25 protein-coding genes are annotated in these 25,729 nt (G+C 33.5%); 6 read left to right on the forward strand and 19 right to left on the reverse strand.

Annotated elements, in window-relative coordinates; translation table 11 throughout:
* The first annotated feature begins 81 nt into the window (after nucleotides 1–81).
* Entirely contained in the window at nucleotides 82–555 is a 474-nt protein-coding gene (locus ACFWU4_RS03050; RefSeq protein WP_411124740.1) for a regulatory protein RecX, read from the forward strand.
* A gap of 54 nt (nucleotides 556–609) precedes the next feature.
* Here the strand turns inward: ACFWU4_RS03050 and ACFWU4_RS03055 are convergent, their stop codons facing one another.
* The 8 genes from ACFWU4_RS03055 to ACFWU4_RS03090 form a co-directional block, all read right to left on the reverse strand.
* Nucleotides 610–1,101: a DUF6646 family protein gene (locus ACFWU4_RS03055; RefSeq protein WP_411124742.1), complete on the reverse strand. Its 492-nt coding sequence runs from the start codon at nucleotides 1,099–1,101 to the stop codon at nucleotides 610–612.
* A 31-nt stretch (nucleotides 1,102–1,132) separates the two neighbouring features.
* Nucleotides 1,133–2,002: a cupin-like domain-containing protein gene (locus tag ACFWU4_RS03060; protein ID WP_411124744.1), complete on the reverse strand. Its 870-nt coding sequence runs from the start codon at nucleotides 2,000–2,002 to the stop codon at nucleotides 1,133–1,135.
* Nucleotides 2,003–2,068: 66 nt separating this feature from the next.
* Nucleotides 2,069–2,941 (reverse strand): hypothetical protein, encoded by an 873-nt coding sequence (locus tag ACFWU4_RS03065; RefSeq protein WP_411124745.1) that lies wholly within the window; start codon nucleotides 2,939–2,941, stop codon nucleotides 2,069–2,071.
* A gap of 64 nt (nucleotides 2,942–3,005) precedes the next feature.
* Nucleotides 3,006–4,100, reverse strand: coding sequence for a biotin synthase BioB (gene bioB, locus ACFWU4_RS03070; protein ID WP_411124747.1), 1,095 nt, complete (start codon nucleotides 4,098–4,100; stop codon nucleotides 3,006–3,008).
* A gap of 31 nt (nucleotides 4,101–4,131) precedes the next feature.
* Nucleotides 4,132–4,605: a hypothetical protein gene (locus ACFWU4_RS03075; protein ID WP_411124748.1), complete on the reverse strand. Its 474-nt coding sequence runs from the start codon at nucleotides 4,603–4,605 to the stop codon at nucleotides 4,132–4,134.
* Nucleotides 4,606–4,661: 56 nt separating this feature from the next.
* A complete protein-coding gene (locus ACFWU4_RS03080) occupies nucleotides 4,662–6,095 on the reverse strand; it encodes a flotillin family protein (RefSeq protein WP_411124750.1) in 1,434 nt (477 codons plus the stop codon).
* A 38-nt stretch (nucleotides 6,096–6,133) separates the two neighbouring features.
* Nucleotides 6,134–6,775, reverse strand: coding sequence for a hypothetical protein (locus tag ACFWU4_RS03085; RefSeq protein ID WP_411124752.1), 642 nt, complete (start codon nucleotides 6,773–6,775; stop codon nucleotides 6,134–6,136).
* A 42-nt stretch (nucleotides 6,776–6,817) separates the two neighbouring features.
* Nucleotides 6,818–7,957, reverse strand: a complete 1,140-nt coding sequence (locus ACFWU4_RS03090) for a beta-ketoacyl synthase N-terminal-like domain-containing protein (protein WP_411124754.1) — start codon at nucleotides 7,955–7,957, stop codon at nucleotides 6,818–6,820.
* Between the two features lie 128 nt (nucleotides 7,958–8,085).
* Here ACFWU4_RS03090 and ACFWU4_RS03095 point away from each other — a divergent pair, with 128 nt between their 5' ends.
* The gene (locus ACFWU4_RS03095) at nucleotides 8,086–8,526 is read left to right on the forward strand and encodes a cytochrome c oxidase assembly factor Coa1 family protein (protein ID WP_411124756.1); all 441 of its coding nucleotides are present in this window, start codon (nucleotides 8,086–8,088) and stop codon (nucleotides 8,524–8,526) included.
* On the opposite strand, the gene bioA is transcribed toward ACFWU4_RS03095, so the two are convergent.
* The 4 genes from bioA to ACFWU4_RS03115 are packed head-to-tail and all read right to left on the reverse strand — an operon-like array spanning nucleotide 8,512 to nucleotide 11,997.
* Nucleotides 8,512–9,777, reverse strand: coding sequence for an adenosylmethionine--8-amino-7-oxononanoate transaminase (bioA, locus tag ACFWU4_RS03100; protein WP_411124758.1), 1,266 nt, complete (start codon nucleotides 9,775–9,777; stop codon nucleotides 8,512–8,514). The two genes, ACFWU4_RS03095 and bioA, sit on opposite strands and share 15 nt — an antisense overlap.
* A gap of 23 nt (nucleotides 9,778–9,800) precedes the next feature.
* The gene (bioD, locus tag ACFWU4_RS03105; protein ID WP_411124759.1) at nucleotides 9,801–10,412 is read right to left on the reverse strand and encodes a dethiobiotin synthase; all 612 of its coding nucleotides are present in this window, start codon (nucleotides 10,410–10,412) and stop codon (nucleotides 9,801–9,803) included.
* Nucleotides 10,409–10,822: a putative signal transducing protein gene (locus ACFWU4_RS03110; protein WP_411124761.1), complete on the reverse strand. Its 414-nt coding sequence runs from the start codon at nucleotides 10,820–10,822 to the stop codon at nucleotides 10,409–10,411. Before ACFWU4_RS03110 ends, bioD begins: the two co-directional genes overlap by 4 nt.
* Before the next feature lie 35 nt (nucleotides 10,823–10,857).
* Entirely contained in the window at nucleotides 10,858–11,997 is a 1,140-nt protein-coding gene (locus ACFWU4_RS03115) for an aminotransferase class I/II-fold pyridoxal phosphate-dependent enzyme (protein ID WP_411124763.1), read from the reverse strand.
* A gap of 106 nt (nucleotides 11,998–12,103) precedes the next feature.
* Between ACFWU4_RS03115 and ACFWU4_RS03120 the strand changes: the two genes are divergently transcribed.
* The 3 genes from ACFWU4_RS03120 to ACFWU4_RS03130 are packed head-to-tail and all read left to right on the forward strand — an operon-like array spanning nucleotide 12,104 to nucleotide 13,349.
* A complete protein-coding gene (locus ACFWU4_RS03120) occupies nucleotides 12,104–12,613 on the forward strand; it encodes a hypothetical protein (RefSeq protein ID WP_411124765.1) in 510 nt (169 codons plus the stop codon).
* Nucleotides 12,614–12,615: 2 nt separating this feature from the next.
* Nucleotides 12,616–13,140: a DUF2975 domain-containing protein gene (locus tag ACFWU4_RS03125; RefSeq protein WP_411124767.1), complete on the forward strand. Its 525-nt coding sequence runs from the start codon at nucleotides 12,616–12,618 to the stop codon at nucleotides 13,138–13,140.
* A 2-nt stretch (nucleotides 13,141–13,142) separates the two neighbouring features.
* Nucleotides 13,143–13,349 (forward strand): helix-turn-helix domain-containing protein, encoded by a 207-nt coding sequence (locus tag ACFWU4_RS03130; protein WP_411124769.1) that lies wholly within the window; start codon nucleotides 13,143–13,145, stop codon nucleotides 13,347–13,349.
* 5 nt (nucleotides 13,350–13,354) lie between these two features.
* On the opposite strand, the gene ACFWU4_RS03135 is transcribed toward ACFWU4_RS03130, so the two are convergent.
* Genes ACFWU4_RS03135 through ACFWU4_RS03145 form a run of 3 tightly spaced genes read right to left on the reverse strand, consistent with a single transcriptional unit; the run spans nucleotide 13,355 to nucleotide 18,342 of the window.
* Nucleotides 13,355–14,086, reverse strand: a complete 732-nt coding sequence (locus ACFWU4_RS03135) for an SOS response-associated peptidase (RefSeq protein WP_411124771.1) — start codon at nucleotides 14,084–14,086, stop codon at nucleotides 13,355–13,357.
* A 25-nt stretch (nucleotides 14,087–14,111) separates the two neighbouring features.
* Nucleotides 14,112–15,329, reverse strand: coding sequence for a DNA polymerase IV (gene dinB, locus ACFWU4_RS03140; RefSeq protein ID WP_411124773.1), 1,218 nt, complete (start codon nucleotides 15,327–15,329; stop codon nucleotides 14,112–14,114).
* Nucleotides 15,319–18,342 carry a DNA polymerase III subunit alpha gene (locus tag ACFWU4_RS03145; RefSeq protein ID WP_411124775.1) on the reverse strand — a complete coding sequence of 1,008 codons (3,024 nt, stop codon included), beginning with the start codon at nucleotides 18,340–18,342 and terminating at the stop codon, nucleotides 15,319–15,321. The genes dinB and ACFWU4_RS03145 overlap by 11 nt, the downstream gene beginning before the upstream one ends.
* Before the next feature lie 172 nt (nucleotides 18,343–18,514).
* Here ACFWU4_RS03145 and ACFWU4_RS03150 point away from each other — a divergent pair, with 172 nt between their 5' ends.
* The gene (locus ACFWU4_RS03150) at nucleotides 18,515–19,282 is read left to right on the forward strand and encodes an XRE family transcriptional regulator (RefSeq protein WP_411124777.1); all 768 of its coding nucleotides are present in this window, start codon (nucleotides 18,515–18,517) and stop codon (nucleotides 19,280–19,282) included.
* 85 nt (nucleotides 19,283–19,367) lie between these two features.
* Here the strand turns inward: ACFWU4_RS03150 and ACFWU4_RS03155 are convergent, their stop codons facing one another.
* The 4 genes from ACFWU4_RS03155 to ACFWU4_RS03170 all read right to left on the reverse strand — a co-directional run bounded on the left by ACFWU4_RS03155 (nucleotide 19,368) and on the right by ACFWU4_RS03170 (nucleotide 25,714).
* Nucleotides 19,368–19,661 (reverse strand): F0F1 ATP synthase subunit epsilon, encoded by a 294-nt coding sequence (locus ACFWU4_RS03155; RefSeq protein WP_411124779.1) that lies wholly within the window; start codon nucleotides 19,659–19,661, stop codon nucleotides 19,368–19,370.
* A gap of 17 nt (nucleotides 19,662–19,678) precedes the next feature.
* Nucleotides 19,679–21,187 carry a F0F1 ATP synthase subunit beta gene (gene atpD / locus ACFWU4_RS03160; RefSeq protein WP_411124781.1) on the reverse strand — a complete coding sequence of 503 codons (1,509 nt, stop codon included), beginning with the start codon at nucleotides 21,185–21,187 and terminating at the stop codon, nucleotides 19,679–19,681.
* Between the two features lie 169 nt (nucleotides 21,188–21,356).
* The gene (locus ACFWU4_RS03165; protein WP_411124783.1) at nucleotides 21,357–22,889 is read right to left on the reverse strand and encodes a G-D-S-L family lipolytic protein; all 1,533 of its coding nucleotides are present in this window, start codon (nucleotides 22,887–22,889) and stop codon (nucleotides 21,357–21,359) included.
* 23 nt (nucleotides 22,890–22,912) lie between these two features.
* Nucleotides 22,913–25,714, reverse strand: coding sequence for a TonB-dependent receptor (locus ACFWU4_RS03170; protein WP_411124785.1), 2,802 nt, complete (start codon nucleotides 25,712–25,714; stop codon nucleotides 22,913–22,915).
* Nucleotides 25,715–25,729: the final 15 nt, after the last annotated feature.

Genomic DNA, 25,729 nt, shown 5'->3' on the forward strand with positions numbered 1-25,729 from the left:
TAAAACTTGGGAGTGATTTTTATAATTAGTTCTTGTAACAAATATGCATATTAAATTGCTAAATTGTTATAATTTAGGCGTTTGAATCTACAAAGAACATATACGGTCGACGAAGCGCAGAAAAAGCTCGAAAGTTACTGCGCTTATCAAGAAAGATGTCACAAAGAAGTGATATTGAAATTGCGAGGAATGAGAATGATTCCTGAGGCAATTGATAAGATTGTAGTGCACCTAATTCAAAATAATTATCTGAATGAAGAACGATTTGCACAAGCTTACGTAAGAGGAAAGTTTAGGATCAAAAAATGGGGAAAAAATCGATTAATTAGGGAGTTGAAATTCAGAAATATTTCTAAATATAGTATTGATTCAGCACTTAAGGAAATAGATTATGATGAGTATCATAAAACATTAGAAGAATTAGTCATAAAACGAATAGATCAGGTTAAGGAAAAGAATCTTTATAAAAAGAAAAAAAAAGTAGCTGACTACCTTTTATATCGTGGATGGGAGTCTCATCTTGTTTATGAAAAAATTAATTCGCTGATAAAATAAAAACACCCTATTTATAAGTTATAAATAGGGTGTTTTTATTTTATGTTATGCAGTTTATAAATTAAACGAAGCACCTATATTAATTGTAAATTGATTGTGAAGTTCTTCAGCGGGAGTAATAGTACCAGAATCATATTTCGCAAAAGGAGCGTTAAGTTCAGTGTATATCCCAAAACCACTCGAAAAGAAATAACGTGCGCCTAAGTGACCACCAAAATTCTTTAAGCCAAAACTTAAACCTGGATATACATCAAAGTTTTCATCAATTGCTAAAACATTTCCAATATTAGCATTAAATCTAGCTCTTAAATCGTATCTATCTGTAAAATCAGCATCCAGAATTTCTTCAACACCTAATAAGTAGGTAGATGAAATACCCAATGAAATATTTTCGCCGATACCATAATCGTAAGAAACATTAAGACCTGTGCCATTGTTTTGAAAATTAGCACCAACTTGAAACTTACCATCACCTTTTCCTATAAATGCCTGAGCATCAACAAACGAAAAGGATATTAACGCCATTATTAAAATTAAATTTTTCATAGTTCTTTTTAGATTTGAATAGGCAAATATATTACAAGTTTTTAAAACTTCTATTTGTATTTGTAATCGCTTTTTTGTTTTTCCAATCAATCCATTTCTGGCCCTTAATACGGCGCATAAGATTATCATAGTTCCGCATAACAAAAACATTATAAATTGCTTTGCCAAGATTTTTAGGATTCCTTGCAATTGCCCTAAGACTCATTGAAAAACCAGGAGTAATATATTTCATATAATGCCAATAACCTTCTGGCATGTATAAAAGTTCTCCATGCTTTAAATTGCACGTCCATCCCTTAGCATGCATTAAAGCAGGCCATTTTTCAAAGCCAGGATTTGAAAAATCAATATCTTCTCTAGTAATTAAAGAATATGGCACTTTATATAAATACTTAGTCTGTTTTTGATCAAATAATATACATTGCTTTTCGCCTTCAAAATGAAAATGAAAAATATTAGCTAAATCAATATCATGATGCATAAATGTATGAGAATCTGTACCTCCAAAAAATAACATAGGTAAACCTTTCATAAGACGAAGTCCAAAATCGGGATAACTAAAATCTTTTTGAAGTTGAGGTACTTCTTTTAAAATATTCCAAAGAAAAATTCTGAATTTTGTAGGCTCACGTTTTAACAAATCTACATAATCACTCATTTTCATTGTAGCATGAGCTTCGTTAAAACCATCTTTATAATCTACAGGTCTATCATCATATAAAGGCACAGTTTTGTCACCAGCCACATCTTTTATGTAATTTAAATTCCATTTAGAATACGCAGGCCAATCTTCAATAAAGCGTTCTATAACCACTGGTTTCTGTGGTTTAAAGTAGTACTTAATAAAATCCTCTTTAGCGATAGTTTCAACTCGAGGAATATCTTGTAGATTCAATTTCAACTTCGGTCGATTTATTAAATCAAAGTTAAAAAAATCTTTACAAAAACATATAATTAATGTAATGTGTTAATTTGTGATTTTTAAGTTTAAATTATCTAAAAACACAGTTACAGGATCTACACCATGATTGTGATCTGTTGAGATAGCATCATTACCATTTATTTGAAATCCTACTTGTATAAAGTTTTCTGACCAACCCGTAGGTACTGTAACAGTATTCAATAATATATTTAATTCAAAGACTTCAGAGTTAATTTCAATACTATTATAAGTTAGAGAATTATCTGTTGTAGTGCCATTAATTATAATAGAATTCCATTGATTAGGAATTACGCAGGTGTTTATAGAATTAATATTTTCCCAGCCAATTGGACTGCCATTAATTTTTTCATCATTCCAATAGCTCCATACATTTGTCTTACTCCATTGTATACCCCATCCCCAAGAATTAGGGGTAATAACATGCTGCATAGTAAACTCTAACCCTTCAACTTCAGATAAATTGGAGATAGAACAATTCACATTTACTTCAGGGTAAAAATTTAACGAATAGGTAAATGATTGAGTAGGTTTAAAAGGCCATTTTAAGTCTTCCCATTTTTTTGCAACCGTATTTGTAAAAAAAACGTTATTGTATGAATCGCCACCTTCTATTTCTGTTTTGAGTGTTTTAGAGATAAATGTATTGTCATCATGTTCTATATTGTATAAAATGTTTGTTCCATTAAATATGATATCTTCATAAACACCCCATCCAGTACTATCCCAATTTTCTAATACTTGATTTTGATCTATAGGCATCTCTTCTATATCAGAAAATGTATACTCAGATGGATTAGGGTCTATAGGATCGTCTTCTTGTTTACATGAAGTTATGTATAAAACAACAAGACATAAAATAAATTTTTTATGAAGCTTTAAAATAGTTTTAAGATGCATTAATGATTTTTTAACTTTTAGAAAGACAATAGTTGATAAATAATTAGTTACCTCAATTAAAAATTCACTTTAAGACTTTAGCTTTTGTCTTAGCATCTTCATTACGTTCTATCTTGTGATTTGGTCTAGACCATTTTGGCTTTTCACCCAATGACTGAAATTCAGAATCCTTAGATTCAATTGTTTTTGGTTGAGTCTTTTTTGTAAATGGCTTTTGTGGATTTAGACCTAACAATTTAAACATCTCCATATCCTCATTTACATCAGGATTTGGTGTGGTCAATAATTTATCACCAGCAAAAATTGAATTTGCACCAGCAAAGAAGCACATTGCTTGACCCTCTCTTGTCATTTGTGTTCTACCTGCAGATAAGCGCACTTGCGTTTCTGGCAACACCATTCTTGTTGTGCATACCATACGCACCATATCCCAAATAGATACTGGTTTTTCTTCTTCTAGTGGTGTACCTTCAACGGCAACTAAAGCGTTAATTGGTGTTGACTCTGGCTGAGGATCTAAAGTAGATAATGCAACTAGCATTCCTGCTCTGTCTTCTACTTTTTCTCCCATCCCAATAATTCCGCCCGAACAAACAGTAACATTGGTCTTACGAACATTATCAATAGTTTCTAAGCGGTCTTCAAAACCACGCGTAGAAATAACTTCTTTATAATACTCTTCTGATGAATCTAAATTATGATTGTAAGCATATAAACCAGCTTCGGCTAAACGTTGTGCTTGGTTTTCTGTTACCATACCGAGAGTACAGCATACTTCCATATCAAGTTTATTAATGGTACGTACCATTTCTAAAACTTGGTCAAACTCTGGTCCATCTTTTACATTTCTCCACGCAGCTCCCATACAAACTCGAGAACTTCCTGATGACTTTGCACGTAATGCTTGCGCTTTTACTTGCTGTACACTCATTAAATCATTTCCTTCTATATCTGTGTGATAGCGTGCTGCTTGCGGACAATAACCACAATCTTCTGGACAACCACCTGTTTTAATAGACAGCAATGTCGAGACTTGAACCGTGTTTGGATCATGGTGTTCTCTATGTATTGTTGCTGCTTCGTAAAGCAACTCCATTAAAGGTTTGTTGTATATATCTAAAATTTCTTCCTTTGTCCAGTTGTGTCTTACTATACTCATATAAGTTTAGGTCTTAGTCAAACAAAAATAGTTATAACCATTTAGATTCTCGTTCTGTTGCGTCTAAAATATCAACTTTTAATAGTGATGCAATTTCTTTTGCTTTTTTAAAAGCATCATCAATATCATAAGTGTTATAAGCTTCTATTTTTTGATTTGTATTATAGAATAAATTGAGCTTAATGATTTCGTTCGTCACATTAGCTTCAGCTGAGGTTTGTCTGAGAGTCGTTGTTTCATTTGTTCTAAAAACTGAAATATATTCTATATCTGGAATAGGTTTCCATTTACCCACTGAAATTCCAAGAAGAGATTTTATTTCCCGATATTTTTGATTTTTAAAATCAAATTCAGAACCTTCTACAAGAAGAAAAAAGACGCCCATACCAATAAGAATAAATCCTTTAAAGCTAGTTACTAGTGAAATTACTCCAATAATTAGAGCAAGACAACCTAGAATTAATTTCCAAATGGGAAGTTTTCTTTTAAATATGAATTTATTCATCATATGACATTAAGATGAAAAGTCCACCTTAAGCTAAAGTGGACTTTCTGTTTGTTTTACTTTTCGTTAGACTTCTCAACCTCAGCATCATCTGCTTCAATCTCTTTTTTGTCTTTACCCTTTAAATACTCAGGTAAATCCATACCAGCCATATTAAACATTTCTTGTAAAGGTGGTACTGATTTGTACATGCCAGATAAGAAGTTAGCAGTTGATGACTTACCGTCTTCACCACCAGTGCCATTATCCCAAACAGTAACTTTATCAATTTTAATATTCTTAATTGCTTCTGCTTGTATTTTCACTAATTCTGGTAGCTTATCTGCAATTAATAATAATACTGCATCTCTACTAGAATCTCCAGCCGCTTTCACAATCTCCTGCATACCAGCAGCTTGTTTAGTTAAGATTTCAAATTGACCTTGCGCTTCTGCTTGTGCTTTAAAGAGGATAGCATCAGCCTCACCTTTTGCTTTACGTCTAATACGCTCAGCTTCTGCTTCTGCATCAATTTCTACTTTACGTTTATCTATTTCTGCAGGTACAATAACGTCTGCCATTTGAGAAGAACGCTCACGTTCGGCTCTTGCCGTTTCTGCTTCTTGCTCTGCTGCATAAGATTCTTGTAAAGCCTTTGCACTCTGTACTTTCTCAGATGCAATTGCTACACGCTCAGCTTCAGCCTCTCTTTGACGACGCAATGAATCTGAATTTGCTACAGATATTTTTGCCGAGTTTTCACCTTCAACTGCTTGTGCATTTGCTGCGGCAACTTGGGTTCTTTCATCTTGTACAGCATTAGCTTCACCAATCGATCCATCTCTAGTTTTCTCTGCAACCGATTTACGCGCTGCATTAATAGCGTGTGCAGCAGCTTCTTTACCAAGTGCTTCAATATAACCAGACTCATCAACAATATCTGTAATATTTACGTTGATTAGTTTTAAACCTACTTTCTTTAACTCCGTTTCTACTGACTGAGAAATATTAGTTAAAAACTTGTCTCTGTCATTGTTGATTTCCTCAATATCCATTGAAGCTACAACTAAACGTAATTGACCAAAAATAATTTCTTTGGCAAGCTCTTGTACATCTTGTGCGCCTAATCCTAATAAACGTTCTGCAGCATTTTGCATTACACCTGGCTCAGTTGATACACCAATTGTAAAACGGGATGGTACATTAACACGAATGTTTTGTTTAGACAGAGCATTAACTAGATTTACTTCAATTGAAATTGGTGTTAAATCTAAGAACTCATAATCTTGAATCACTGGAATAATAAATGCTGCACCACCATGAATACACTTGGCAGATTGTCCTCCTCCAACTTTACCGTAAACCACTAGTATACGATCAGATGGACAACGTTTATAACGTTTTATAAGTATTACTAATGTTAATATAATAAATAGGGCTACAAAAATTAGGAGCATTGGCCCTCCAATGCCTTCCATGTTAATTGATTCTTGTATTGCGAGTAATTTCATATAATAGATTTTAAAGGTTAGTATAAAGTTATTTTAAATTAATTGTTACCAAGCAAATGATTTTCACCTAATGGCAGTTCTTGTTTTACGGATTGGGATTGTTCAATCGGTTTGCGTGTATGGTCAACAATGAGGATACCATTCGAAGTTACATCAACAACCTTTATAATGGTTCCAGATTTTAATTCGGTTAAAGAATCTGTTAGTGCATCTAACTCACGCATAGTTCCTTGCACGCTTACAGTAACCTTACCCATTGTCGAGCGATCAGCACCAATTGTCAAATAGACTTCGCCAACTGCATCGATAGCATTTTTATAGTTTAATGTACCACTATCAGTAAGTTTATTAATAAAGTAGAACAAAGCCGCCATTATTACCATCATTAATAAGCCTGAGATAACCGAAATTATAATAGTTAAAGGAGTTGAAAGACCTTCATCAATGCACACAATGCCGCTCCAACCAAAAATGGTAAAAAAGCCTACTAAATTTTTAAAGGATATAAATTGAAATCCTGCTCCATCAGCATCGAAATCTGAATCCATGTCCTCAAGACCATCAGCATCTCCTCCAGCAAACGCCGTAATCATAACGACCGAAAAAATTAAAGAGCCAATAATAGCAACTAGCCAGTATACTTTTGGTAAAAATTCTAAGTTTGAAAACCAGTCTAACATAATGAATAGAATTAAGGATTAAACAACATATACATTCATAGATTAATTTGAAAGTATAACGGACACAGCATTACCACCAAAGCCGACGGCATTAATCATAATTTTTGAAATCTTTTTTGGATACGATTGATCCAAATATGGAATGTCAATAAATATTTGACGGTTAAGCATAAATATAGCCATTTCTACACTTAGTAATCCGGAAGCTCCTAAGCTATGACCAATTTGTACCTTATTAGTAGTCAATGAAGGAATTTTGTTACAAAAAATCGTCTTTATTGCATTAAATTCCGCTAAATCCCCTTTAATTGTTCCTGGTGTGTGTGTTACTATGATATCTATAGTGTCAGGATTATTATCACCTAAAGCCATAGACATTGAGCGCTGAAAACAGTCAGCGTTCGTTGAGAGCGACGCATTATGTTCTAAAAGTTCAGTTCCGTAACCAATACCTTCAATGTAAGCTAAGGCATTTGCTACTTTACCAAGTTCTAAGCAAGAACTAGCAGCAGCTTCACTTAATATCATAGTGTTCTCAGTTTTTTTAAAGTCTAAAGCTCTACAAGGATAGCTATCACTTTTCCTAGCATAAACCTTTAAAGCCTGCATTTGCGCAATTGTAAAAGGTGTTAGAGGAGCCTCGCTACCACCAACTAAAAATTTGTTACACATACCAGATTTTAACCAAGCGACACCATTAAGCATAGCGTGTAAAGCAGTAGAGCAGGTTATAGAATGAGAAATTTCTGGACCCTTAGTTTGTAGGTCGTGAGCAATCCATGAAGAAATATTACCTAAAGTTGTCGTTGGTGAACTTAAGGTTTCTGCTCTATTTTTATTCAAGAAATTTTTATGATATTTTTCAAAAAGCGTTGTGGCACCTCGTGAAGAACCAATATTAATTCCAAAGTTATCTGATGATTTCCAACCCGCTGCTTTAACAGCTTGTCTTGATGTAAATATTCCGAATAGCACAGAATCATCTAGTTGTTTGTATTTGGTATTTGAGTTTCTAAGTATTTCTATTTCTTTTTTAGCTTCAACTGCTAATTCTGCCGAGAATACACCTTCGTTTTCTGAAAAAAAATGAGATTTTGACAGGTAGTTTTTCCAAATAATTTCTTTATTAAAACCTAAAGGTGAAATAGATGAAATAGCAGTTATAGAAATAGCTTTATTCAATGAAAAATTAGTTTAATGACAAAAATAAGATTTATACCTAAGTGTATAAAAGAACAAACACAATATATTGTCGATTTGTAACATAAATTCTTTTTAGTTTACTTAAAATTATAAATCATTAAAATATTATGGAAGATTACAAGGAGAAAAGTTGGTTTGCTAGGAATTGGGGATGGGTTCTTGGTGGCGGATGTTTGTCAATAATTCTTATTGTCGTTTTGGCTGTAGGCGGTATAATTTACAAAGTGGCAGATGCTGTTGCAGAATCCGAACCGTATACGTATGCATTAGCTAAAACTATGGAAAATGAGAAGGTGATTGACTTTCTTGGTGAGCCAATTGAAACTAATGGTATAGGGAATACAAGCTTTAACTACAAAAATGGAACAAGTACAGCTGAGTTAACCATACCAATAAAAGGGCCTAAGGACGAAGGAAGTATTATTGTAAATGCGGAAAAAATAAATGATGAGTGGGCATATAATTTACTCTATGTAAAAATTGATGGTGAAACAGAACGAATTAATTTATTAGAATCTAAAAAAGAGGATTCATTAGACGATTTCTAGTACATCTTCAATAGTATCATATATTTTTTGTAGTTCACTCTTAGAAATTGTATAAGGAACTTGTATATAAATTGTATTGCCAAGAGGTCGAAGAAACACCCCTCTGTCCATAAAAAACTTCAATAATTTATCACGTAAATCTCCATAACGTTCCATTTTGGTGTTGAGGTCTAAAGTAAAAATAACACCGATTTGTCTAGTGGATTTTACTTTTGGATGTATTTTTATGAGATCACTAAACACTTTATGGGATTTCGCAATGACTTTGATATTATCTTGAATGTTTTTAGACTGTAAAAGTTCTATTGCAGCAATCGCAGTTGCACAAGCTATAGGATTGCCAGAATAAGTATGACAATGAAAAAAGCCTTTGGCCATTTCATTGCTTAAAAAAGCTTCATAAATATTTTGAGTACATGATGTTATTGCCATTGGGATTAAGCCAGCAGTTAATGCTTTACTTAGGCAAATAATATCTGGTTTTGTGTCTATATAATCTGATGCAAAATGCTTTCCTGTTTTGCCGAAACCTGTCATAACTTCGTCTGCAATTGTAAGAATATGATTTGCTTTGCAGAATTTCAGAATTTCATTTAAACCTTCAGCATTATGAATTTTCATACCAGCAGCACCTTGAATAAGTGGCTCGTAAATAAAACCAGCAATTTTATAAGTTGATGTAAACAGTTGTAGCTGCTTTAAAATATCTATGTGATTATTACCATCTGGTGTCGGAATACGCTTTACATCAATTAAAAATTCTTCGAAAGGACCATTGTAAACCGAAAGTCCTGAGACACTCATGGCTCCGAAGGTATCTCCATGAAACCCATCTTCAAAAGCAATAAACACAGAGCGTTTTTCATCTCTGTTAAAGTAGTATTGCAATGCCATTTTAATGCCTGCTTCTACTGCTGTAGATCCGTTATCGTTAAAAAAGATCTTATTCTGCCCTTTAGGTAATATTTTTATAAGCTCTTCAGATAATTCAACGGCAGGTTGGTGTGTGAAATCGCTAAACATTACTTGGTCTAGCTGTTGCATTTGTTGATATGCTTTTTCAATAATGTAATCATTGCAATGTCCAAACATAGAAGTATACCAAGACGAAATAGCATCAATGTACTCGTTGCCGTCTTCATCTATTAGAATACAACCTTTTGCTTTTACAATTGCAACACTTTCTGGTTGCAATTGATGTTGCTTTAGTGGATGCCAAAGGTGTTTTTTATCGCGTTCTTTTAGACTCATAGTATTTCCTGGGAGGCCAGGATTTATTTTAAATTCTTTTTAAAAATTTCAGCATATTCTTTAATCACATTCTTATCAAAATAGGGTTCATCATTTATTCTACCAATTACTTGTACTCCAGTCATTTTTTTAATAATAGACTCAGTAGATTTATGCTCATCTCCACTATAAATTATAGAGACATCAAATCCTTTTTCTTTCAGTGTGTTAACGGTTAAAAGTGTATGATTAATACTTCCTAAATAATGACGAGATACTACTATAACTTTATCAATTGGATGTATGAGATCTAATATAGTTTCAGAATTATTTAATGGTACCATTAGTCCGCCAGCTCCTTCAATAATTAGATTGTTTTTCGTTTTTGGTCGTTTAATATTTTTTAATTCTATCGTTAGATTTTCTAATTCAGCGGCACCATGCGGACTCATTGGAGTTTGCAAAGCATAACTATTAGAGTGAAAAGTAGATTTAGAATTTGAAACTAAACGATTTACTTTTTTAGTGTCGCAGTTATCTAATTCACCAGCTTGCACTGGCTTAAAATAATCGGCTTCTAGAGCTTCTACTATAATTGCAGAGGCTATGGTTTTACCAACATCTGTAGATATGCCAGTGACAAAGTAGGTTTTCATTTTATAGGGAATTCGGTTTTACAATTAATACAAACATATTTATAACGTGTATGAAATGGTAGTGTAAAAGTTAATATACCAATTAAGAAAGATAAAAATGATTTTAGACTGTCAATAGAAGAATAGAGTTCTACTTCATCGTTGCCACAATTAGGGCAGAGAATAGGTTTGCCATTATCATCTAAAGAATGAATTTTTATAGCTTTTAAAATCTCTTTTGCTTTTTTTGTGTCTTTAGTAAGTACTTTCAACTTTACGCCACCTATAGCATTACTTACTAAAGGGTCTGTATCTATAGTAATGTTATCTCTTAGAAATACTTCTATACCATCTGCTTCTAATCTCCCTTTTACAATTTGGGCTTCAGAGGAATATTGAAATCTAGCTATTGTGATGAATGTTTGGCTCATATATTATGTGATGAGATGATGAAACGAGTTCATCACTACTTGGTAACAAAGGTAGCTAACAAGCTTAAGACTTCCGAGATTTCTTTTTTAGAATTATAACTGTGCAAACAGAATCTTAAACGCTCTTTACCTATGGGTACTGTTGGTGATAAAATGGGTTTTACATTATACCCTTTATTATGAAATTTTTGTGCAATAGACTTTACTTTTTCGTTTCCAGAAATAATGTAACAATGAATTGCAGAATCGCTATTTATAAATTTATTTTGAAGTTCTAAACGATTTATCTCTAATTTAAAATAAGAAATATTCTCTTTAAGTTTTTTTATTTCATTAGTTGATTCTAAAGCTTTATATATTGTTTTAATAGTAACTAATGTATGTGGAGGTAATGCTGTGGTATAAATAAAAGATCGCGAAAAATTAATAAGGTAGTTTTTTAAAGCTTTTGAACCTAAGACAGCTGCACCATGGCAACCTATAGCTTTGCCGAATGTTATTATTCTTGCAAAAACCTCATTTTCAAGATTATATTCTTGTAATAATCCATACTTAAATACGCCTAAAGCGTGCGCTTCATCAATTATAAGATGCGCATTATAAACTTTACAAAGTTCTAGGATTTTTAAAATTTGAGGAGTATCACCATCCATTGAAAAAACAGATTCGGTAACAATATATATGTCAGAATTGTTTAAGTCACGATTGCATTTGATCTTACATTTTTGCTCTAAATCTTCTAAATTGTTATGCTTAAACTTGTAGTTTTTGGCATTGCTCATAGAAATACCATCTCTAATAGAAGCATGCACATGTTCATCGTACAAGATAATATCATCACGCTGAGGCACAGAAGCCAGTAAGCCAATATTAGCATTATATCCTGAGTTATAAATTAAGGCAGCTTCGCTATTATGAATAGTAGAAAGATCATTTTCTATATTGGTGTATAAAAGATCATTTCCTGATAGTAAACGAGAGCCGGTAGCTCCATTTTTCTTGAGATTATTATTTATTATATATTGATGAGTCTTATCGAAAATGTCTTCAGAATTTGAAAATCCTAAATAATCATTGGACGAAAAATCCACGAGATTAGAGGCAGCGCCTAATTCTCGAAATGCATTATTTTCTTTTCGTTCCTTTAGTTTTTTATGTATTCTTTTTGGTATCACAGGTCAAAGATACGAACAGTGTAAAGACTATGAATTATCTTTTTTTAATTAAAAAATTATTGTTAAACAATAATTTTTATATATTTGTTATTGTTAAACAATAATTATGAGCTCTGCAAGAACACTTTATTTGATACTAAATGTTATTATTTTTCTTTTACTAATGAGTATTGGTATAGGAATTTTCGTTTTAGGAATGATTCTCTTAGGTGTAAAACAAGATTTTATCCTTATAGATGAAGATGTATTAATTTATAAACGTGAAACGATGCTTTATGGGTTTACATTTTTAAAGCTTGTGGTTTATGCTGTTTTTATCGTTGCACTTTGGAAATTAAGAAAGGCGACAAAATCCTTATTAAAAAAAGATTTTTATAATACCGAACTTATAAGTGGAATGTTCAGTTCGGGAAAACTTATGGTTCTTTCCTCAGTAGCTTTATGGTTTATAGATGAGATGGGCAATATGTTTTTTAAACGGAAAGTTTTACTTGGTTTAAGTGAAAAAACATTGGTGTATTTATTAATAATTGCTATGGGATTGTTTTTAATGCTAATGAGTTCAGTTTTTAGAGATACTAAGGCTATAAAAGATGAAAACGATTTAACAATTTAATCATGAAAGAAAACTCAAGAATACTAACCTATATAACTTACGGTATTTTATTAGGAGCAGTTTCAGTGCTTTTGAATGATCTACGCGAGTTTGATTTTAATCAATTTGAAAAATTTACAAATTGGGCAAAGGTCGCAGACAAAAATGAAAGTTGGTTTACTTCTAAAAATCTAATTGAATGGAGTTATTATGCTATAAGTGCTGGTATGTTTTTTTGGAGAGGCTACTTAATTTATGGTTTCAGTTATTTCTTATCAATTTTAAAAGAGGTTGAAGCAGGCCATTACTTTAGTGATAAGAATATTAAGTACTTCAAAAAAATCGGAAATATTTTTATTTGGTATACCATCAATATTTTAGTATTAAGATTCCTGTTAACTGCAATTGATGGCTCTACTTTTAAATTTATTAGAGAACTCAAAGGTGAATTCACTTTTTTAATTCCGGCAGGATTGGCGTTCTATATTTTAGCTGAAATTTTTGAGAAAGGAAAACAAGTTGAAGAAGAAAACGACCTAACCATTTAACCATGTCAATAGTAGTCAACTTAGATATAATGCTAAAAAAACGAGGTGTAAAAAGTAAAGAACTAGCCGAAATTATAGGAATAACTCCTGCTAATATGTCTATTTTAAAATCTGGTAAGGCAAAAGCGATGCGGTTTTCAACTTTAGAAGCTATTTGCAAAGCTTTAGATTGTCAACCAAGTGATATTTTAGAGTATGTCGAAGACTAAAAGGATTAAAAAAGAGTGTTTTTTTGAACTGCCTCAATAATATATGGTTTATTTGTGTCGACACCTTTTTTATAAAAATCTCTACTGACTGGATGGGCCTTAAATTCGTTTTTTGTAAAGCCAATAGCCATAATTTCATTGACTTCTTGGTCAGTAATTCCATCATCTAACCAGTCTTCAAAATAATGCTCATCTAATATTAATGGCATTCGTTTTTTCTTGTTATGAACTTCTGCGAAAAAAGGATTTGCATCGGTTGTAAGTATTGTTGTAGTTAAAGTGCCATCTTCCATCTCATTATATAAGCCTGCAAATAAAAACATATTCCCTTCTGAGTATTTTTCTGAAGGTTGATAGCAGAAATGCGGTATAGCTTGCCCATTTTCGTGATGTGGTTCAAAAAAACCATCTGCTAAAATCAAACAGCGTTTATTTTCAGCACTTTCTTTGTATGACGCTTTTTCAAATATGCTCTCACTTCTTGCATTTAACGTATTACTTTTTTTTCTAAAAATTTCGGGATTATGAGCTGCCCAATCTGGGATTAATCCCCATTTTGCACTATAAATAGTGTGCTCCTCATCCATTTTAATGATTTGTAAATCACCATAGGTAAATCCGTTTAAATGATAGTAGGGATTATAATTTGTTGTCGCCGAAAATGTTGCAGGAATTTGATTTAGAAGTTCTTGTTCTATTTGTTCTTTCTGTTTCCGTAATGCTGTAGAATAACACATAATAATAAAATTAGTGATTTTTTTACTATTGATGTCTATTCGCCAATAATGGGGGTGGCTCACCATTAAAAGGATTCCAACGACTAATGGTTCTCGCTTCCATACCAGCAGCACTCATTACAGCTCTGTCTCCATAACGTTCGCGCATTTTATCCATAGCTTGTGTGAGGTTAAGGTGCATTTCATTATCCTCAAATAAATTCACCTGATGTCCGCCTTCTACTAAATGGCTAAAGCGTACACCAACAAGTCGTACCAACAATCTGCGATGGTATAACTTTTTAAATAGACTCAGTACCACAGGAATAATATCATGGTCCATAGCGCTATAAGGAATCCGTTGCTGTTGTGTATAAGTTTGAAAATCTGAATACCTAACTTTAAACGTTACACAAGCCGTTAGTTTATGGCCGCGACGTAATTGAAAAGCCAAATTTTCAGCCATAGCAATAACTAAACCTTTTAGTTTATTTACATCTGTAGTGTCTTGCCCAAAAGTACGCTCTGTAGAAATAGATTTACGTTCGTGGTATTGAATGACAGGTGAGTTGTCTATACCATTGGCTTTTCTCCAGATACCTAAACCGTTTTTACCTAAAACTTTATGCATCAGTTCCATAGGCATTTCTTGCACAGTTTTTATCTGTTTTACACCCAAATCACATAAAGCTTTGTATGTAACATTACCAACCATAGGAATTTTTTTAACTGAAAGCGGAGCTAAGAATGGCTTTTCGTTACCAGAATCAATACGGATTTCGTTGTTTGGTTTAGCTTCTCCAGTTGCTATTTTAGAAACGGTTTTATTTAGTGATAACCCAAATGAAATTGGTAAGCCGGTTTCTCTAATTATTTTTTGTCTTAATTCTGAAGCCAATTTATGACAACCAAAAAACTTATCCATTCCGGTAAGATCCATATAGAATTCATCAATAGATGTTTTTTCATAAAGCGGGACGCTTTCCTTTATAACATCAGTAACATCATTTGAAAATTTACTATAAATCCCTGAGTTTCCTCTAAGTACAATAGCTTCTGGGCAGAGTTGTTTTGCCATACGCATTGGCATTGCAGAGTGGATTCCGAAAGTTCTAGCTTCATAACTACAAGATGCTACAACACCACGATCACTTGTGCCACCAATGAGTACAGGTTTGCCATTAAGACGACTATCAAGTAGGCGTTCGCAAGACACAAAAAAGGTGTCTAAATCCATATGTACTATACTGCGCTTATGAGTCATGGAGTATTTTTAGATCTCTAAAATTTTTTTTATTCTGAAATGTTGGATTTAATGATTGTACTGAATAACGTGGGTCTTCAATAATAGCTAAACGCTCTAATTTTGAAACCTCAATGTTTACACAGCTAAATTCTAGCATAACCTTCCCTGTAATTTTATAAATTCCTTTACCTCTAAATGGGTATTTAGATGAAACAGGCGGAAAATGAACCGTATCTATAAAATCGCCATCGCGATCTAAAAAGGTTCCGAAATGCATGAGTTGTCTTTTTTTGGTTGTTGTCTTTTTTATAGTGATTAGGTAACCTTCAATAACTATAAATTTACCTTCTAAGCTAGAGAGATGTCTTGCACGTAAATTCCCTGTAGTTTCTGTAGTTAATAATAAAAACGGGTTGCATAATGCAAAGCCAAGAAGCTCTATTTCGTCAAAAGCATTTTCTAAATCAGTACTTGGTAATTCAGGTGTGTTATAGCTTATTTTTTCTGTTTTAAATAAGTTGGTAACATCTGTTTCAACTATAGTTTTGCTTATTTTTAGATGCGCTTCCCATAGCAATTCACGTTTATTAATTTCGGTAAAGCGAAAAGCATTTATCTTAATTAAAATAGATATTTGCTCAATAGAAATTGGTACACGTTCTATAAAATCATCTAGTGATTTAAATAGACCATTATTTGTTCTGTCATTAAGAATACGTTCTATAGTTTTAGACTCAAAAGATTGTAAAAACATAAAACCGAGAATGATTGTTTTTCCTTTTACAATAGTTTGTATAGATGATTGATTAATACAAGGTGCTTCAATTTTACCGTTATGCATTCTGGCCTCGTGCACATAGAGTTCAGTGCTGTAAAAACCGCCAAAATTATTAATGGTTGCAACCATATATTCTAAAGGATAGTAGGCTTTTAAAAATAGGCTTTGATAACTTTCTACGGCATACGATGCAGAATGGCCTTTGGCAAAAGCATAGCCAGCAAAACTTTCAATCTGTCTCCAAACATCTGCAACAAGTTCATAAGCTTCTCCGCGTTTTGCACAGTTATCAAAAAACTTTTGTTTTACTTTTAAAAATTCTTCTCGAGACCTAAATTTCCCGGACATACCACGGCGTAACATATCGGATTCACCTAAATCTAAACCGCCAAAAATATGTGCTACTTTAATAACATCTTCTTGGTATACCATAACGCCATAAGTTTCTGGCATAACACTCTGTAATACAGGGTGTGCTTCTTGTCGTTTTTCGGGATGACGATGCCGTAAAATATATTGTCGCATCATACCACTATTAGAAACACCAGGTCTAATAATAGAGCTTGCAGCAACCAAGCCTAAGTAGTCATCTACTTGAAGTTTTTTTAGTAACATACGCATTGCAGGAGATTCTACATAAAAACAACCAATAGCTTTTGCGTTTCTTAAAAGATCTTTAATGCGTTCATCTTTCTTAAATCTTTTAATATCATGGATGTCAATTGGCAGTTGCGTTGTATAATTGGCATCAATAATTTCTACTGCTTCCTTTATCTTTCCTAAGCCACGTTGACTTAGAATATCGAATTTATAGAGTCCAATATCTTCTGCAACCACCATATCAAACTGTGTGGTGGCAAACCCTTTTGGTGGCATAAATGTGGCACAATAGTTATGAATTGGTTCTTCTGAAATTAAAATTCCGCCTGCATGAATACCTAAATAGTTTGGAAATCCTTGAATATAAGTACTGTATTTAATAACGAGTTGCGATAATTTATCGAGTTGAGTGATGTTGTATTTACCTCTGGTAAGCTTATCCATTTCAGATTTTGGTAGACCAAAGACTTTACCCAATTCGCGTATTGAGGCTTTAAATTTAAAAGTATTGTAGACGGCTATGAGTGCTGTGTGTTTAAAGGTTTTAAAAATGTATTGGGTAATATCGTCTCTATCTCTCCAAGAAAAATCTATATCAAAATCTGGAGGATTCTGTCGAAATAGGTTTATAAAACGTTCAAAATACAAATCGAGTTCAATAGGATCTACATCTGTAATTCTGAGTAAGTAGGCTATAATACTGTTAGCTCCACTACCACGACCAACATAATAGTAATCTTTGCTTCTTGCGTATTCTAAAATTTTCCAATTGATGAGAAAATAAGACACAAAATTTTTCTCCTTAATGAGAGTCAGTTCTTTTTTAATACGATCATATACTTTTTGGTTGACATCAGTTCCATAACGGTAATGAATACCGTTATATGTAAGTTGTTTTAGTAACTTGTAATCTGAAGTTTCATTTTCAGTTAAGCATTTCTGGTTTTTAGGGGTATTGATTTCAAAATTAAAATTTATGGTGCAGTTGTCTAATAATTTTCCGGTATTACTAATTAATTCAGGGAATTCTATATAGGTCTCGCAGAGTTCATTATAGGGTAACATCATATCATTTTCCTTGCCTTCTTCAGATTTAGGGAGCATACTTAATAACGTATTATTGTCAATAGCTCTAAGTAAACGATGCGTATTAAACCCTTTTTTATTTTGAAACGATACTGTTTTTAAGACGACTAATTTTTCACGGAATTGGTTCCATTTTGAAAATTTTAAATGATTAAGATCTTCTGGCGCAATACCTAAAAATTCATTGGGTTTTAGTTTGAAATCTTTTCCTTTTTGAAATGGATAAATCATGAAGCAATCGTCTAGGGTTTCATCTGGTTGTTCAGGTATTTTTAAATCGTGATTATGAAGAAATTTAGAGAGATAATCATTGATATTTTTAAAACCATGATTATTTTTTGCAATTAAAATAAATTGCTGCTCAGCTCTATTTCTAAAATCGACACCAAGTATAGGTTTTACTTTATATTTTTCAGAAAGTCTAACAACATCGAGACATGCAGAGGTATTATTAATATCTGTCAATGCCAAAGTTTGCACACCATTTTCTGAAGCAATAGCGAGTAATTGCTCTGGCTTTATAGTGCCATAACGCAGACTGTAATAGGTGTGACAATTTAAATACATAATTAATAATGAGTTTGTAAAATTAGCTACTATTTGTAGTTATAATTGCTTACATTTGTAGTAATTAATGTTAAAACTCAAATTTCAATGAAACATCCATAACGAAAAGAAATACCCAAGGACAATGATTATGGATGTACTATGTGTCCTATAAAAAAAGAATAGATATAACATGAAACCTATCCAAGCTAACATAAAACATTTAAGAACCCTCAAAAAGATGTCTCAAGAACGTTTTGCAGACGAATTAAAATGGAGTCGCTCAATGGTTGGTTCGTATGAAGAAGGGCGTTCTGAGCCACGAATAGATAGTCTAATAGATATATCTAATTATTTTGATATTCCTATTGATATCTTGGTCAAAAAGGATTTACGTAAAGCAAAGGATACGTCATTTATAGAAGTAGGGAATAAGCGTGTTTTGTTTCCGGTAACTGTAAATGAAGATAATGAAGATTTAATTGAAATAATACCAGCAAAGGCATCTGCAGGCTATTTGTCTGGCTACGATGATCCTGAATATATAGAGCAGCTTCAAAAAATTAAATTACCGTTTTTACCAACAGGTACACACAGAGCATTTCCTATTAAGGGTGATTCTATGTTACCTGTAAAAGATGGTGCTTTTGTAGTGGCGAAATTTTTAGAAGATATTAATGATATTAAGAATGGTAGAACTTATGTAGTCTTAACTAAGGATGATGGTTTGGTGTACAAGCGTGTTTATACAATTGATGATAGTGTAACGGATTTGTTATTAAGTTCTGATAACAAATCGTATCAACCTTATTTAGTTTCTAAAGAAACAATTTTAGAACTTTGGGAATTTACTTGTTGTATTAATACCCAAGAGTATGATGAAAAGGAATTGAAATTAAGTAGTATAATGATGATGTTTCAAGAATTAAAAGTAGAACTGGAGGCTATAAAGCATATATAAATAATTCAGAACAGAAACGATTAGATATAAAAAAGGCGAAACATAGTGTTTCGCCTTTTTTATATAATTTTGATTGTGTTGTATATTAATCAGCCAAAATGATTAGCTTGTTATCTTTCATTTCAATAGTACCAGAATTTATATTTACCGTTAATACTTTTTTATCATCGTTATGAGGAATAACATCTGCATGCAGTTCATCAAAGACTAAATGACTTTGTGTATGTGTATTAATTCGGATTGTACCTTCTTTTAATATAGATACAATAGGAGCGTGATCTGTTAACATCTCAAACTCACCATTAACACCTGGTACAACTACAGAATCAACTTCTGAACTAAATAAAGTCGCTTCTGGTGATACAATTTCTAAATACATAATTCTGAAATTTTATATTAAGCTTCAGCAAGCATTTTCTCTCCAGCTTCAACTGCTTCTTCAATAGAACCTTTAAGGTTAAATGCTGCTTCTGGTAAGTGGTCTAATTCACCATCCATAATCATATTAAAACCTTTAATAGTTTCTTTAATATCTACCAAAACACCTTTAAGACCTGTAAATTGCTCTGCTACGTGGAATGGTTGAGATAAGAAACGTTGTACACGTCTTGCTCTACCTACAGCCATTTTATCTTCTTCAGATAATTCTTCCATACCCAGAATAGCAATAATATCTTGTAATTCTTTATAACGTTGTAATAACTCTTTTACACGTTGTGCACAGTTATAGTGCTCATCACCTAAAATTTCAGCTGTTAAGATTCTAGATGTAGAATCTAATGGGTCTACCGCTGGGTAAATACCTAGCTCAGCAATTTTACGAGATAATACTGTTGTTGCATCTAAGTGAGCAAACGTTGTTGCTGGTGCAGGATCCGTTAAATCATCTGCAGGTACATAAACCGCTTGTACAGATGTAATAGAACCTTTTTTAGTTGAAGTAATACGCTCTTGCATTGCACCCATTTCAGTTGCTAATGTAGGTTGGTAACCTACTGCAGATGGCATACGACCTAATAATGCAGATACCTCAGAACCAGCTTGTGTAAAACGGAAGATGTTATCTACGAAAAATAATACATCTTTTCCTTGTCCATCACCAGCTCCATCACGGAAATATTCTGCTATAGTTAATCCTGAAAGTGCTACACGAGCACGAGCTCCAGGAGGCTCATTCATTTGACCGAAAACGAAAGTTGCTTTAGATTCTTTCATCCCTGATTTATCAACTTTAGATAAATCCCATCCTCCTTCTTCCATAGAGTGCATAAAGTCATCACCATATTTGATAATTCCTGACTCTAACATCTCACGAAGTAAATCATTTCCTTCACGTGTTCTTTCACCAACACCTGCAAATACAGAAAGACCACCGTGTCCTTTTGCAATATTGTTAATCAACTCTTGGATTAATACTGTTTTACCTACACCAGCACCACCAAATAAACCAATTTTACCACCTTTTGCATAAGGCTCAATTAAATCGATTACTTTAATACCAGTAAATAAAACTTCCGTAGAGGTTGATAAATCTTCAAACTTAGGAGCCTGTCTGTGAATTGGTAAACCGGCATCACCAGCTTTAGGTAAATCACCTAATCCATCAATAGCATCACCAATAACATTAAAAAGACGTCCGTAAACATCTTCACCGATTGGCATTTGGATTGGAGCACCAGTAGCGTGAACTTCTGTTCCTCTGCTTAAACCATCAGACGAATCCATAGCAATAGTACGTACTGTATCTTCACCAATGTGAGACTGTACTTCTAGTACTAATTTAGAACCATCTTGATTGTTAATTTCTAACGAATCATAAATCTTTGGAAGCTCTGAACCAGCAGCGAATTCTACATCGATAACTGGACCTACGATTTGTGCAACTTTACCTGTAACTTTTGACATTACTCTTATGTTTTTGTTATGCAATAATTTAAATATGAAAAACAGCTCGTTTTTCGCGCTGCAAAGATATAGTTTTATTTAAAAATAAAAGTCTTTTTCTGTGGCTTTTTTGTATAAAAAAAGCACGCTCTATGTGAGTGTGCTTTTTACTACATAATGTATTATTTTCTTATTGTAGGGTCGCTGAATAATTAGTAGGGAAATCATTTGCTTTCGCAACATTACCCGAAGCTATAAAATTAGAACCATAAGTTTCATCTATTTTTTCTAAATACTTGTTAGCCATTAGTGCATAACCTCTTGCCGTAAGGTGGATACCATCTAAACTAACTAAACCTCCGAAAACAAGATCAGCATTAAGATTAAAGTCATCAAATACAATGCCTGTCGTTGCAGCCTCATCTAAAATAGCATTTAGATCTACAAGTGCTAAGCCATTTGCGTTGGCTAATGCAGCAAGAGTCGCATTATGAGCTGCTGTTGCTGTTGCAACTTCTAACTGTTCTTCTGGAGTTAATACCCAATTATCTGCTAAAGGTATTGCAACACCATTAACAGTTTGCGGATTGCCTTCTACAGCTTCAGTTCCTATAAATGAAGCAGCAGGTAAAACCAGTAAATCATCTGCAGTGGCTTGTCTCATACTAACTAAAGCAGGATTTAGTGCAGTAAGATCGGTTAAAAATTCATCAAAAATAACTACAGGATTGCCTTCGCCTGCAGCAAATGTTATTGTGCGCTTCGCTATTTCAGCATCAGCCATTTCTTGTGTCATAGGAGTATTAGCCACTAAAAATGCAAATGCTTGTACTATACCTGCGTTATATGCACCGTAAGCGCTTGCGCTATTTAAGAATCCTGCTGTAGCTGCATCTAAAGGTATTGGATTATGAGGCACTGTTGTAAAGTAAGGAAGGTTTGATAAATTTGGTGTATTACCAATTGCTCCTTTTGCACCGGTTGATGTAAGACCTCCAATTAACGCTCCCATTGCAGCATCAAATGTAGCAGAATCTGTAATAGGGTTGCTGCCATCACCACCAGAGGTTGCGTAACCTAAAACATCGTTACCACCAATAACTCCTAAGGTGAAAAATGTAGGACTTTGCGCTAATGCTAACTCTAATAGAGTCGCATCAGGCGTATTTCCTGTTAGTCTAACTGCATATGGATTAGCTAAACCTAATTGTAAGTTTGCTAGGTTACCATAACCAGGTGCTACCATGTGAAAGCTTTTTGCTCCAGGGACACCTAAATTATTGAATGGTCCACTAGGATTTGACGTTAAATCCGTAGTTACTGTAACAGGTCCTATAACAGCTTCTAAAGGCACTGGTCCAGCACCTCCGAAAACTAGTCTAGGGTCTGCTATTCTGTTTCCACCTAATGCTAAACCACCAAAATTATCACTCATAAGTGGTTGCGTAAATACACCACCACCAGCATTAGCAAGTTGTTTAGATATTGTGTTTGGAAATGAATTCTCTTGTGCCGCGATAAATAAACCACCATCTGTAAAACCAGCAGTAAATGATGGTCCAAGAGCTACGTAGTTTGAGAAATCTGCAGTACCAGAAGTAAGCTCTGGTAAAGGTTCTTCTGTAGGGTTATTTCTTTCCCTTAAATCTTCTACGAGTTCGTTCTCGCAGGCTAACAAACCTAAAGTAAGTAATGATAGCGTTATATATTTTAGTTTTTTCATCTTAAACGTTTTCTTTTTCATTATTATAAATTGTTGATAGTCCAAGATACATAGTATTGAGACCCAATTAAACCTGTACCGAAAGCAGTAAAGTATTCATCTTGTAACAAGTTTGTAGCACCTAATTTAAATGTAGACTTCAGACTCGGTATTCTATAATTTATTTGAGCATCTAATACATGGTATGCTGGAACGTCGCCATCACCAAAAGAAGCCTCCCAGAAATAGTTATCACTCCATCTCCATGATACATTAAAACCAAAATTCTTAAATAATTCTGTTTTACCAAAAGACGCCTTTACTTTATGTTCTGGTGTATTAAAGTTTGTTCTAAAGTCAGGGTTTTGTTTTACATCAAAATCTAATTTTGCATATGTATAGTTTGCACTTAAGTCAAAACCATCAAAAACTTTAGTTGAAACTTGTATAGCTGCACCATAAGAATTTACGTCAGCATCAGAATTAGTATAAGTCTGGTAAGCTTGAAAATCGCCACTTGCGATTGCTGCTATAGCTAACGGAGTTCCATCAGGTAAAGTTTGTGTTAAGTTAACATCACCATAGAATGGTGCGATTACAGTTTCATTTGCTAAGAAATCTTGATACTGGTTATAGTAAGCAGAAGCATCAACAATAAAGCCATCTAATTTACCTCTATATCCTAATTCAAAAGAACTTACTTGTTCTGGTTGTGCAAGGTTAGAATTAGCAACTTCTAATAAGGCAGGGTTTCCTGAAGCAGCAAAATCAGTTACGGAAGAAGCAAAGAAAGAATTATTGTAAGCTCCAGTTCCGTCAAAATCAATATTAGTCTGACCTGTGATAGCCGTACCCGTAGCACTTAAACCATAGTTTCTTATATCTCTAGATGGGTTGTCTGGTGCACCTCCAATTAAGATTGCTCGACCAACATCTAGACCAATATATAAATCTTGGGTTGTTGGGTTTCTAAAACCAGTTTGAAAAGATGCTCTAATATTATGATTTTGATTTACAGTAAAACCAGCTGATATTCTTGGTGAGAAAAAACCATCGAATAATTCTGATTTGTCATAACGTAATGAACCTGTAAGTTTTAGTTCTACACTTTCAGATAATTCTAAAGAGCGTTGTAATTGCGTGTAAACACCTACTTCTGAATATGTGATTGGACCGTCAGAGTCAGTATAAATTGTTCCAAAAGAGTTTAATCTATATGTTCTGTAAGAACCACCAACTTGTACCTCTGCAAAACCAATTTTTTCACCAAAATTATAATTAGCGTCTGCATGATAGATTTTAGAATTATCTTGGAATTTAGAACCTGTCGTTAAATCAGGGTCATTTACACTTCTATCAAATGCAGCTTGAAACTCTGGAGTTCCTGGTAAGAATCTTCCAGTATCTGCTTGTGCTCTTGCAAAATTGTGCGCTGCAGTATTTGATGCACCGCCTAAAGTAGCACCTAAATAACCAGCTACATATTCACCAAACCATGTATTATCATCTTTCCAAGCTCTGTTAATGTTTATACCTGTAAATACCATATCATATGAATTACCGGCTTTATCTTCTGTTATGTAACCTCTAACGAAGAAATCATCATTTCTAATTTCTAATTTATGTTGTTGTAAAAAGAAATCTTTAATATTATAGCGGTTTGCACCTTGGTAAATAGTATTACCTAGACCTAATTTACCAACATATTGAATTTCAAAATCATCTTCCCAAGGACGGAAGTATAATCCCCAATCTGCTTTAATACTTTCAGCATTATAATTGGTTAAATCTCTTTCGTTATAACCAGTTCTACTTACATTAACAGAAGGTACTAAAGCCGAAGAACCTGCAGGTGCAAGGCCTAATCCTTCAAGAACTTGCGCCACACCGTTAATATCTGTGCTTACTTCGTCACCATAAACATTAATACCGTCATAATCTATATCGGCTCTTGTAAGACCTCTTCCTAGTTTATCTTCTTCGTTTACTGCAGCCCAGTCTGTACCTTTTAAGTATCCAAAGTTTGCTTTTACAGCAAACTTTTCACTGAACTTATATGCCATTCTGATACCGAGGTCAGTATATTCATTATCTCCTGCTGCTTCTTGAGATGTAATACCTCTTTTAATATAACCGCTAATACCTTGATGATCAAAAGGGCTTTTGCTTCGCATAAATAAAATACCATTAAAAGCATTTGCACCATATAATGCAGATGAAGCTCCTGGTAAAAGTTCAACACTTAGTACATCAGTTTCTGTCATCCCTAGTAAATTTCCTAGCGGGAAGTTCAGCGCAGGAGCAGAGTTGTCCATTCCGTCTACCAATTGCATAAAACGTGTATTTGCGAATGTTGCAAAACCTCTGGTGTTAATTGATTTAAAGGTTAAACTGTTTGTATTAATATCTACACCTTTAAGATTTTCTAATCCGTCATAAAAATCTACTGATGCAGTATTTTTTATTTCCTTTAATCCAAAACGTTCAACCGTTACAGGAGATTCAAAAATTCGTTCAGGAGTACGAGAAGCAGAAATTACAACTTCATCAAGTTCGTTACCTTCTTTTAAAGAAACATCAACCGTTTGATTGTTTACTGTTATTTCTATTGTTTGTTCTTCAAAGCCTGTATAACTTATGCGTATTGAAAAGGGTGGGCTTTGACTTGTGGTTAATGTGTAGTTGCCGTCAAAATCTGTAACGGTTCCAGAACTTGTACCGACTACAACAATATTTGCACCAGGTAAGGGTAGCCCAGTATTGTCTGTAATTTTACCTTTTACTGTGGTTTGCGCGAACGACACCACACAAAAAAGCATTGTGAAAAGCTTTAAGATTGTCTTCATTTTAGAGAATTAGTT

Origin of the sequence: Winogradskyella sp. PE311, assembly GCF_046545555.1 — a bacterium.
Taxonomy (GTDB): Bacteria; Bacteroidota; Bacteroidia; order Flavobacteriales; family Flavobacteriaceae; genus Winogradskyella.

What these genes read in the sequence shown, in the direction of transcription:
- ACFWU4_RS03055 (WP_411124742.1), bottom strand. Translation starts at nt 1,101, where the DNA reads ATGAAAAATTTAATTTTAATAATGGCGTTAATATCCTTTTCGTTTGTT.
- ACFWU4_RS03145 (WP_411124775.1), bottom strand. Translation starts at nt 18,342, where the DNA reads ATGTATTTAAATTGTCACACCTATTACAGTCTGCGTTATGGCACTATA.
- ACFWU4_RS03095 (WP_411124756.1), top strand. Translation starts at nt 8,086, where the DNA reads ATGGAAGATTACAAGGAGAAAAGTTGGTTTGCTAGGAATTGGGGATGG.
- ACFWU4_RS03075 (WP_411124748.1), bottom strand. Translation starts at nt 4,605, where the DNA reads ATGAATAAATTCATATTTAAAAGAAAACTTCCCATTTGGAAATTAATT.
- ACFWU4_RS03135 (WP_411124771.1), bottom strand. Translation starts at nt 14,086, where the DNA reads ATGTGTTATTCTACAGCATTACGGAAACAGAAAGAACAAATAGAACAA.
- ACFWU4_RS03170 (WP_411124785.1), bottom strand. Translation starts at nt 25,714, where the DNA reads ATGAAGACAATCTTAAAGCTTTTCACAATGCTTTTTTGTGTGGTGTCG.
- ACFWU4_RS03085 (WP_411124752.1), bottom strand. Translation starts at nt 6,775, where the DNA reads ATGTTAGACTGGTTTTCAAACTTAGAATTTTTACCAAAAGTATACTGG.
- ACFWU4_RS03165 (WP_411124783.1), bottom strand. Translation starts at nt 22,889, where the DNA reads ATGAAAAAACTAAAATATATAACGCTATCATTACTTACTTTAGGTTTG.
- bioB (WP_411124747.1), bottom strand. Translation starts at nt 4,100, where the DNA reads ATGAGTATAGTAAGACACAACTGGACAAAGGAAGAAATTTTAGATATA.
- ACFWU4_RS03130 (WP_411124769.1), top strand. Translation starts at nt 13,143, where the DNA reads ATGTCAATAGTAGTCAACTTAGATATAATGCTAAAAAAACGAGGTGTA.
- bioD (WP_411124759.1), bottom strand. Translation starts at nt 10,412, where the DNA reads ATGAAAACCTACTTTGTCACTGGCATATCTACAGATGTTGGTAAAACC.
- ACFWU4_RS03120 (WP_411124765.1), top strand. Translation starts at nt 12,104, where the DNA reads ATGAGCTCTGCAAGAACACTTTATTTGATACTAAATGTTATTATTTTT.
- bioA (WP_411124758.1), bottom strand. Translation starts at nt 9,777, where the DNA reads ATGAGTCTAAAAGAACGCGATAAAAAACACCTTTGGCATCCACTAAAG.
- ACFWU4_RS03110 (WP_411124761.1), bottom strand. Translation starts at nt 10,822, where the DNA reads ATGAGCCAAACATTCATCACAATAGCTAGATTTCAATATTCCTCTGAA.
- ACFWU4_RS03125 (WP_411124767.1), top strand. Translation starts at nt 12,616, where the DNA reads ATGAAAGAAAACTCAAGAATACTAACCTATATAACTTACGGTATTTTA.
- ACFWU4_RS03150 (WP_411124777.1), top strand. Translation starts at nt 18,515, where the DNA reads ATGAAACCTATCCAAGCTAACATAAAACATTTAAGAACCCTCAAAAAG.
- ACFWU4_RS03080 (WP_411124750.1), bottom strand. Translation starts at nt 6,095, where the DNA reads ATGAAATTACTCGCAATACAAGAATCAATTAACATGGAAGGCATTGGA.
- atpD (WP_411124781.1), bottom strand. Translation starts at nt 21,187, where the DNA reads ATGTCAAAAGTTACAGGTAAAGTTGCACAAATCGTAGGTCCAGTTATC.
- ACFWU4_RS03155 (WP_411124779.1), bottom strand. Translation starts at nt 19,661, where the DNA reads ATGTATTTAGAAATTGTATCACCAGAAGCGACTTTATTTAGTTCAGAA.
- ACFWU4_RS03065 (WP_411124745.1), bottom strand. Translation starts at nt 2,941, where the DNA reads ATGCATCTTAAAACTATTTTAAAGCTTCATAAAAAATTTATTTTATGT.
- dinB (WP_411124773.1), bottom strand. Translation starts at nt 15,329, where the DNA reads ATGACTCATAAGCGCAGTATAGTACATATGGATTTAGACACCTTTTTT.